The organism is Enterococcus sp. (genome assembly GCF_022711995.1).
GTDB lineage: Bacteria > Bacillota > Bacilli > Lactobacillales > Enterococcaceae > Enterococcus_D.
Genome location: NZ_JALAHI010000046.1, coordinates 1 through 2969, shown reverse-complemented (window position 1 = coordinate 2969; position 2969 = coordinate 1). Strand labels below are relative to the sequence as shown.

Annotated in this window: 4 protein-coding genes; 1 reads left to right on the top strand and 3 read right to left on the bottom strand. The window is 39.8% G+C overall.

Features of this window, described 5'->3' with window-relative positions; genetic code table 11:
- Positions 1-192: 192 nt before the first annotated feature.
- Complete coding sequence (locus tag Q0A12_RS04450; RefSeq protein WP_291291469.1) at positions 193-642, top strand: YehR family protein; 450 nt, start codon at positions 193-195, stop codon at positions 640-642.
- A 134-nt stretch (positions 643-776) separates the two neighbouring features.
- On the opposite strand, the gene Q0A12_RS04445 is transcribed toward Q0A12_RS04450, so the two are convergent.
- The 3 genes from Q0A12_RS04445 to Q0A12_RS04435 all read right to left on the bottom strand — a co-directional run.
- A complete protein-coding gene (locus Q0A12_RS04445) occupies positions 777-1949 on the bottom strand; it encodes a DUF6179 domain-containing protein (RefSeq protein ID WP_291291468.1) in 1173 nt (390 codons plus the stop codon).
- Complete coding sequence (locus Q0A12_RS04440) at positions 1927-2370, bottom strand: DUF6323 family protein (protein ID WP_291291467.1); 444 nt, start codon at positions 2368-2370, stop codon at positions 1927-1929. Before Q0A12_RS04440 ends, Q0A12_RS04445 begins: the two co-directional genes overlap by 23 nt.
- 317 nt (positions 2371-2687) lie before the next feature.
- Positions 2688-2969: helix-turn-helix transcriptional regulator (locus tag Q0A12_RS04435; protein ID WP_291291466.1), on the bottom strand; the 282-nt coding region annotated here is incomplete at its 5' end.

The following is a 2969-nucleotide window of genomic DNA, read 5'->3' as shown; positions in this document are numbered from 1 at the left end:
TCAGTCCTGCTTCTTTCCTTTTTTTATTTATAATAACAAAATGACTTCTGAAAATTCGAGAAAAAATTCACGAACTTTTTTACCCAATTATCATTTTGTTTCAAGAGAATCCCTTCAGCTGCTTCCCACTTTTGAGCATATGAATAGCTCTAGCAAATGGAGTGTACTATCATGAAAAAAAGGAGGGATAAAATGAAAAAAGCAGTGGTTGGATTTATAGCGTTGTTGGGGATTGTCTTTTTGGCAAGTTGCGGGTCAAATCAAAAAAACAAGACATTTACGAATGAGCAAAATGGGGTTCAAATGGAGTTGGTCTTCAATTACGAAGGAGACGAAGTGAAAAAACAAACTGCCAATAATGTCATGCCGTATTCTTCTATTGGTGTCTCTACCAAAGAGGAAGCACAGCAATTATTGGACCCGATTGCCAAGCAGTATAAAGCAATCAAAGGCATCGATTACTCGATTGATTACGGAGACGATGAAGCGACCGAATCATTGACGATCGATTACACTGACTTAGATTACGAAGCGGCAAAACAATTACCAGGAGTCAGCTTTGAAGGCGATACGTCAAATGGCATCAGTATGGAACGAACGGAAAAGATGTTATTGGATCAAGGGTATACCTTGAAAAAATAAACTTTTCCTCGATCAGTAGAATGGGCTCCCTACGATGCCTTCGATAAAGCAGAGCTTTTCTTTCGCAAGGGCATTATAGGGAGCCAATTACTATTTTCTCGACACATCTTTTTTTCAATCATCTGCGCAACAAATCAAGAAAAATCTCGTTCGCCAATCGTCAGATGATTCAATGCATCAGTAATTTTATCTCTTTGCGCTGCTTCCAGTCCTTCCACAAATCGTTTCAATCCTCTGTGGCTCGAACAAAGGATTTCCTCCCAGCTCTTCAACCGCTCTTCCTGAAACTGATTCACTACCAGTATCAATCCTAATCCCTGATCAAAGGAAAGCTGCTGGTAAAACGACATTGGTACTGGTTTCTCTTCTAAAAATTCTAAAAGATCATAGGGTGAAGGGATCTCATGCAGCAGGAAGTCGACCTGTTCTGCTTCTGTCGTCACTAATTGATAGCGCGCCATTTTGTGATTGAACGCTACTTCAGACATCGCTGGTGTTAAAATTAAGGTTGCTTGTTCTGCTTCCATGATTAAGGCATTCCTCAAGGATGCCACGGTATCTATCGATTGGATTCGCTGAATGAACCGCTGAAAAGTCTGTTTATGATAGGGTTGATTTTCCAATAGTCGCACCAGTTCATCTGGAATCTTGTTCTGCTTTATACAGCTATAGACAAATTCTGCCTCTGGTTCCGTCATCAATAGCGTCGTCCCAGTTGTATGCGCGATCACTTTAGCAACCCATTGATCGAAGACAATTTGATATAAGTTATTAATATCCATTCGGTAATCAAAGCCCAGCTTGTGGGTATAATTTTCCAGCAACCGCAAAACTTGCTTGGTGGGAATATGTGCCACAAACTCATTTTCCACAGTCAACCTTCGTATATATTGCTCGACAAAATCGATCCCCTTGTACTGAAGATCATCCACAGGATTCGCCAGCTGATAATCAATCCATCCTGAGCCAGAAACAGTCGCATCATAGTCTATATCATAGTTGGCAAAAAAATCCCCCAGTTCCACTATCGTTCCCTTCAATGATTCTATTCCGAAGTCTTGATAGGTTCGCCTAAGCTCTTGGTAGAGTTTCTTAACCTCAACTAGCTTGGAAGCCAACACCTGCTTGCCATCCTCAAAACGATCTTCCGCCGAGTGACCTTCTCTGGCATGAGCCATCACAAACAAAATGGACTGGCGTATCGTTTCGACTTCATCCACTGCTAACAAACTGCTCCCACTCAGCCGTCTCTGTACCTGCTGAAGCAAGAGTTGCTCAAAATTTTCAGTAGAAATAAGTTGATCCATCGATATCATCCACCTCCCGAACTTCTGGAAAATCTTCAATATACCCTTGAACATATTCCAAGTTGCCAGCAAATTTTTCGTAGATAGCCCAAATGAATGACCAGATCTTTTCGTCTTCCACTGATTGAAGGCTGTGCAAGTAATAGAAGCTTTCTTGTAGTATTTCTACTGTACTCACGTACTCTGACTTTGACATCCGCCGGTCTTTGGCTATCTGTTCCATGCAATGCAACGTATTCGTTAGATTAAAATCGATTAAATGATGCTCTATCAATGCCTGTCTCCGACTATCCAGAACCTGCTCGACCTCAGCGACTGACAGGGCAAAGGACTGATTATTGATCCGAAGCGCCTGATTGATTTTCTGGGTCAACTGACGTTTTTCATCCGAATTAAATAACATCATATCACAATTCAACATATCGCTTTCTCTCCTTTCACAGACTAAATAGCACCGATAGACAGAAAACGCAATCTTGAATTTAAGTGCTTTTTATGGTAATATAAAGAAAGAGGTTAAGAGCGAATTTTTCGTTCTTAACCTTTTCTTTATATTTTTTGGGTAGCGTCTATTTTCTATTCAATAATAAAAAAACGTTTGATGGTACGTGATACCTAATCACCACAGTTGACGGTCCCTACTATTACTGCCAAATCTGGCGAATAAATCAAAAAGAATTTGATCAACTTCTTTTAAATCAACAGGCTGCTGACGTTGCATAATGCAAAGTCAGCAGCCTATTTAAATATCGGGACAAATTTTTTTCCTAATCCCTTTGATATTTCGAATATCAATTCTATTGATGGATTCATTTCACCCGTCTCAATTCGGGATATGGTCGACTGCGGTTTGCCGATAATCTTTGCTAATTCACTTTGTGTTAGTCCAACACTCTTTCTTAACTCAGCAAGCTGAAGAGCAAACTCCAATCTCTCGTTTTCCAATTCTACTAATTTTTTAAATTCCGGATCTCTTTCTGATTCATCAGCAATAAATTTTTTTATTTTACTCATTATAAT

Bases quoted from the DNA above. Each gene is read 5' to 3' on its own strand.
- Q0A12_RS04445 (WP_291291468.1), bottom strand. From the start codon at position 1,949: ATGGATCAACTTATTTCTACTGAAAATTTTGAGCAACTCTTGCTTCAG.
- Q0A12_RS04450 (WP_291291469.1), top strand. From the start codon at position 193: ATGAAAAAAGCAGTGGTTGGATTTATAGCGTTGTTGGGGATTGTCTTT.
- Q0A12_RS04440 (WP_291291467.1), bottom strand. From the start codon at position 2,370: ATGTTGAATTGTGATATGATGTTATTTAATTCGGATGAAAAACGTCAG.